This is a genomic window from Microbacterium sp. CPCC 204701 (assembly GCF_004010105.1).
In the GTDB taxonomy this organism is placed as follows: domain Bacteria; phylum Actinomycetota; class Actinomycetes; order Actinomycetales; family Microbacteriaceae; genus Microbacterium.
The window spans coordinates 1-4,626 of the sequence record NZ_RRYE01000247.1 but is presented as its reverse complement, the minus strand read 5'-3'; the positions used below and the strand labels follow the sequence as shown (position 1 = coordinate 4,626).

General features: G+C 71.4%; 6 protein-coding genes. 1 reads left to right on the top strand and 5 read right to left on the bottom strand.

From position 1 onward, the window contains the following. Positions 1 to 212 precede the first annotated feature (212 nt). The 4 genes from EIO58_RS13065 to EIO58_RS13050 form a co-directional block, all read right to left on the bottom strand. Positions 213 to 719 carry a hypothetical protein gene (locus EIO58_RS13065; protein ID WP_127819909.1) on the bottom strand — a complete coding sequence of 169 codons (507 nt, stop codon included), beginning with the start codon at positions 717 to 719 and terminating at the stop codon, positions 213 to 215. Positions 720 to 900: 181 nt separating this feature from the next. Next, positions 901 to 1,728: a DNA-formamidopyrimidine glycosylase family protein gene (locus EIO58_RS13060; protein WP_127819908.1), complete on the bottom strand. Its 828-nt coding sequence runs from the start codon at positions 1,726 to 1,728 to the stop codon at positions 901 to 903. Positions 1,729 to 1,782: 54 nt separating this feature from the next. Further along, a complete protein-coding gene (locus EIO58_RS13055) occupies positions 1,783 to 2,073 on the bottom strand; it encodes a hypothetical protein (RefSeq protein WP_127819907.1) in 291 nt (96 codons plus the stop codon). Between the two features lie 214 nt (positions 2,074 to 2,287). After that, complete coding sequence (locus EIO58_RS13050; RefSeq protein WP_127819906.1) at positions 2,288 to 3,562, bottom strand: zinc-dependent alcohol dehydrogenase; 1,275 nt, start codon at positions 3,560 to 3,562, stop codon at positions 2,288 to 2,290. A gap of 262 nt (positions 3,563 to 3,824) precedes the next feature. Here EIO58_RS13050 and EIO58_RS13045 point away from each other — a divergent pair, with 262 nt between their 5' ends. Beyond that, a complete protein-coding gene (locus tag EIO58_RS13045) occupies positions 3,825 to 4,112 on the top strand; it encodes a CBS domain-containing protein (protein WP_342447979.1) in 288 nt (95 codons plus the stop codon). On the opposite strand, the gene EIO58_RS13040 is transcribed toward EIO58_RS13045, so the two are convergent. Then, on the bottom strand, positions 4,105 to 4,626 hold a 522-nt coding region (locus tag EIO58_RS13040; protein WP_127819905.1), incomplete at its 5' end, for an LLM class flavin-dependent oxidoreductase. The two genes, EIO58_RS13045 and EIO58_RS13040, sit on opposite strands and share 8 nt — an antisense overlap.

Sequence of the window (4,626 nt, the reverse complement as noted above, 5' to 3'; positions counted from 1 at the left end):
GCGACCGCCGCGGAGTCGGGTGCGGGCGACCTGGCGGCACAGGCCGCGGGCACGCGGGCCACGTTCCTCATCGCGGCCATCCTGTCGCTGCCGCTGCTCGTGGGTGCGTTCCTCATCCGGAAGCCGGCCGACCAGCAGATGGGCGCACCGGTCGGTCACTGACCCGGTGCGGTGCGTGCCTCATCCCTCGAAGGGGGTGAGGCACGCGCCGGTCAGTGGTGGATGAACGCCTTGAGGGCGATCAGCACGAGGCCGAAGCCCGCCGTGATGACCGCGCTGACGAGCCGTGGCCACCAGCGGGCGCTCCATCGTGCGACGACGATCCAACCCAGCACTCCCAGGAGCACGGTGTTGGCGATGAGCGCGGACCAGATTGCGACGGTGTCGTCGATGAGGTCGGTCGTGCCGAGCAGCAGGATCACGAGCGGCACGATCGATGCGACCAGCATGCCGCGCGAGTGCCGGGCGGCCGCCTTCAGACTGGCACGGAGCCCGGCGCTGTCGTCGGTGGCGGCGAGGCGGCCGAGCGTGCCCGAGTAGACGTGGGCGAGGTAGAAGACGAGGACCGTGACGGTCACGGTCACGAGGGCGTTGAGCGACGTGCCGGCGACCGTGCCGCTGACGACGATCATGCCCGAGACGAGGATGAGCCCGTAGACGGATTCCTCAGATGTGAGGATCCGCGCGACGCGCGGGGTGATCCGGAGGTCGTCGGCCATCGCGCGCGAGCGATTCGGGGCTCAGTCGATGCTGCAGCTGCCGCCGCAGCAGGCTCCTGCGGACTCGACGACCGTGAGCAGGTTCTTCTCCTCGGGGACGGGCGCGAGGGTGATCGGTGCGGGAATCGGCGACGTCGTCATGGCGACCATGCTACCCGCCGAGTGCGGCAGGCGGCCCGCGTCACAGCAGCACGCCGCCGGTCTGGCACGTCGCGCAATACTGCGCCGCCGTCCCCGAGAACGTGAAGTCGCGGATCGTGTCGCCGCACACCGGGCACATCTCGCCGGTGCGGCCGTGCACGCGCATCGCGGCGACCTTGGCCGCCTTGAGCTGGTCGATGGGGATGCCGATGCGGGCCTCGATGGCCTCTCGCACCGCGACGACGGTGGCGTCGAAGAGCCGCTCGCGCTCCGCCTCGTCGAGTGCGGCCGCGTGGGCGACGGGCGAGATGCGCGCAAGGTGAAGGATCTCGTCGGAATAGGCGTTGCCGATGCCGGCAACCGACTCCTGCTCTTGCAGGATCGCCTTCACCTGCTTGCGTCGGTCGCCCAGCGCGCGATCGAAGTCCGCGCGGGTGAAGTCTGCGTCCGCTGGATCGGCACCCAGTTTCGCGACGGCCGGCACCTCGGCCGGGTCGGTCACGACGAAGAGCCCCAGTGAGACCCAGGTGCCGGCATCCGTCACCTGCAACGCCGCCGCGTCGGAGAGCTCGAGCGCGGCGAGAGCCGGAGGCGCATCGGCGGCGGGTGCCGGCTCGCCGCCGACGAGCCAGCGCATCCACCCGTGACGGCCGAGCGAGACCACGAGGCTGCCCTCGTCGAGCTTCAGCTCGACGTGCTTCCCATGCCGGGCCGCGCCGGCGACCGTCCGGCCGACGAGGGCCGGCGGCGGCATGGAGCGCGTCTTGACGGTACGGAACTCGAGCACATCGACACCGCGGATCTCACGACCGGATGCCTCGTCGTCGAGGAATCTGGCGAGGGCCTCGACTTCGGGCGACTCAGGCATGCGCCCATCCTGCCACCGGCGACCGACACGCGCGTCGCGCGGGCGCGGTCCACCTCACGCGTGCGCGGGCGGGCGGTGCGGGATCGGCTCCGGCTTGAGGGCGCCCGAGCTGTGCGAGCGGCCGAGCATCCGCACGGCCGCGCGGAAGAGACCTTCCATGGACGGGTAGCGGGTCGAGCCGAACCCGACCGACACCCAGATCGCCTCGTACACCCCGGTGTCGAGGAGCTCGACGTAGGCGACCACGCTGGCGGCGTCGCTGCGCGCCACGCTTCGGTCGCAGAGCCGCCACGACCGTTCGGCCAGCGGTGTGAGCACGAGCTGATGCACGTCATCGTGTTGCATGGGTTCCTCCTGCTGGTGTGTCACTCATGCCGATCGGCAGGCGCCGGATGAGCGCGCCGGAACAGGCGCTCGCGCGCCGCGCGCTCCCGACCGTCCTCGTCCTCGGTGCCGCGGCCGGGATCGGCGGTCCGCTCCTCATTGCGCGGATGCTCCGTCGCGGCCGTGTCCCGCCGCCCGGTTCGCGAGGCGGTCCCGCGGGGCGGGGTCCTGTGGGTCATGGCGAACCTCCTGATCCCCGATCCTCCCCCGACCGCGCTTCCGGAGAGAGGGGCTTGACATCCTCTGCCGCCATCGTGTGCGAGGCATCCTGCCCCTCACCGGGCTGGAGCACGACCTTGACGCACCCGTCCTGCTTCTTCTGGAACTTCTCGTAGAGGCCCGGCGCGTCCTCGAGCCGGCCGCGGTGCGTGACGAGGCGGCCGAGGCCGAGCGGGTCGCGGTCATCCTCGACGAGGGGCATCAGGTCGTCGATCCAGCGCTTGACGTTGCACTGCCCCATGCGCACCGTGAGCTGCTTGTCGAACATCGTCTTCATCGGCAGGATGTCGCCGTCGCCGGCGTAGACGCCGCTGATCGAGATCGTCCCGCCGCGGCGCACCATGTCGATCCCGGCGTACAGTGCGGCGAGGCGGTCGATGCCGGCCCGCTGCATCACGGGCCGCGCGATCGCGTCGGGCATCGCGGCGGCAACGCGGTGCGCGGCGTGGGCGAGCGGGCTGCCGTGGGCCTCCATGCCGACCGCGTCGATGACGGCGTCCGCCCCTCGTCCGTCGGTGGCCTCACTCACGTACGCGCCCTCGTCGTCGTCCTCCCACGCCTCGACCCCGTACCGCGCCGCCATCGCGCGGCGCTCCGGCACGGGATCGATGCCGATGACGCGCAAGCCGCGGTGCGCGGCGATGCGCGACGCGAGCTGGCCGACCGGACCCAATCCCAGCACCACGACCGTGCCGCCGGCGGGCACGTCGGCGTACTCGACGCCCTGCCACGCCGTCGGGAGGATGTCGCTGAGAAAGAGGTAGCGCTCGTCCGGCAGATCCTCGCCCACCGGGATCGTGTTGTAGTCGGCGCGCGGGACGCGCAGCAGCTCGGCCTGCCCGCCCGGCACCTGGCCGTAGAGCTTGGTGTAGCCGAACAGCGAGGCCCCGGTTCCGTACTCCACGTTCTGCGTCGTCTCGCACTGCGACTGCAGCCCGTGCCGGCACATGAAGCACGCGCCGCATGCGATGTTGAACGGCACGACCACGCGCTGCCCGACGCGCAGCGACGTCACCTCGGCACCGACCTCTTCGACGATGCCCATCGACTCATGGCCGAGGATGTCGCCGCGCTCGAGGAACGGGCCGAGCAGCTCGTAGAGGTGCAGATCGGATCCGCAGATCGCCGTCGACGTGATGCGGACGATCGCATCCGTCGGCTCCTCGATCCGGGGATCCGGAACGTCGGCGACGGCGATCTCACGCCGCCCCTGCCAGGTCACCGCCCTCACGATCCGCCTGCGTGAGCGGACCACATCGTGTCGTGCATCGCGCACCTCCTCCGAAGAGCGTGCCCGACGCGTCTCGGCGGCATGCAGGGGGTTGACACCCGCGCCGCCTCACGTCTAACGGGCGACGGATGCCGCGTCCATGCGCCCGCCTCGGGCTACGCGCGGGCGTTGCCGGTGTCAACCCCTCGGCTCCGTCGCGCGTGCCCGCGTACCGTCGCCGAACGATCGGAAGGAGAGACCTCTGACCGTCGCCAGAGACATCATGACTCCCGCACCGAAGTGCGTGGGCGAGCACGAGACCCTCGTGGACGCCGCGCGCCTGATGGCTTCGCACGACGTCGGGGCGCTGCCCATCTGCGGCGAGGACGACCGCCTCAAGGTCATGCTCACCGACCGCGACATCGTCGTGAAGTGCCTCGCCGAGGGGCGCGACCCTTCGGCCACCACCGCGGGAGACCTCGCACAGGGCAGGCCCGTGACGATCGGCGCAGACGACGACATCACCGCCGGCTTCCACCACAGGTCGCCGGTGTCGCCCAGCTTCATGTGAGCTTCCTGATCGTGTCGAGGAGTCCGTCCCCCGCGCGGTCGAGAAAGTGCCGCTGATCCTTGGCGACCTCATGCAGGTACAGCCGATCGGCCCCGGCCGCCGCGAGCGCGGCCAGGCGCTCGGCGACCTCCCGATCGTCGGCGCCGACGAGCACGCCGCGTTGGATCCCCTCGACATCCGAGGGATCCGCCAGCCGGTCGAAGTCCTCCGGCTGCATGATGTCCCACATGAGGTCTGCGGGAACCGTCGCCTGGCGCCACTGGTCGGCGGCCGCCTGGAGCGCCTCCGCGCGCGACGAACCCAGGCTCACGTGCACCTGCACCGCGCGCGGACCCCTTCCGCCGGCATCCCGGTACGCGGCGAGGATGCGGCCGACCTCCTCAGGGTCGTGGCCGACCGTGATCACCCCGTCGGCCCAGTCGGCCGCCCACGCGGCCGTCGGCGCGGAGGCGGCGGCCGCGAACAGCGGAGGCGGCACGCTGGGCCTCGACCAGATCCGCGCGTCGTGCACGCG

Excerpts from the sequence above, each read along its gene's own strand:
- EIO58_RS13065 (WP_127819909.1), bottom strand. The coding sequence starts at position 719 with ATGGCCGACGACCTCCGGATCACCCCGCGCGTCGCGCGGATCCTCACA.
- EIO58_RS13060 (WP_127819908.1), bottom strand. The coding sequence starts at position 1,728 with ATGCCTGAGTCGCCCGAAGTCGAGGCCCTCGCCAGATTCCTCGACGAC.
- EIO58_RS13055 (WP_127819907.1), bottom strand. The coding sequence starts at position 2,073 with ATGCAACACGATGACGTGCATCAGCTCGTGCTCACACCGCTGGCCGAA.
- EIO58_RS13045 (WP_342447979.1), top strand. The coding sequence starts at position 3,825 with ATGACTCCCGCACCGAAGTGCGTGGGCGAGCACGAGACCCTCGTGGAC.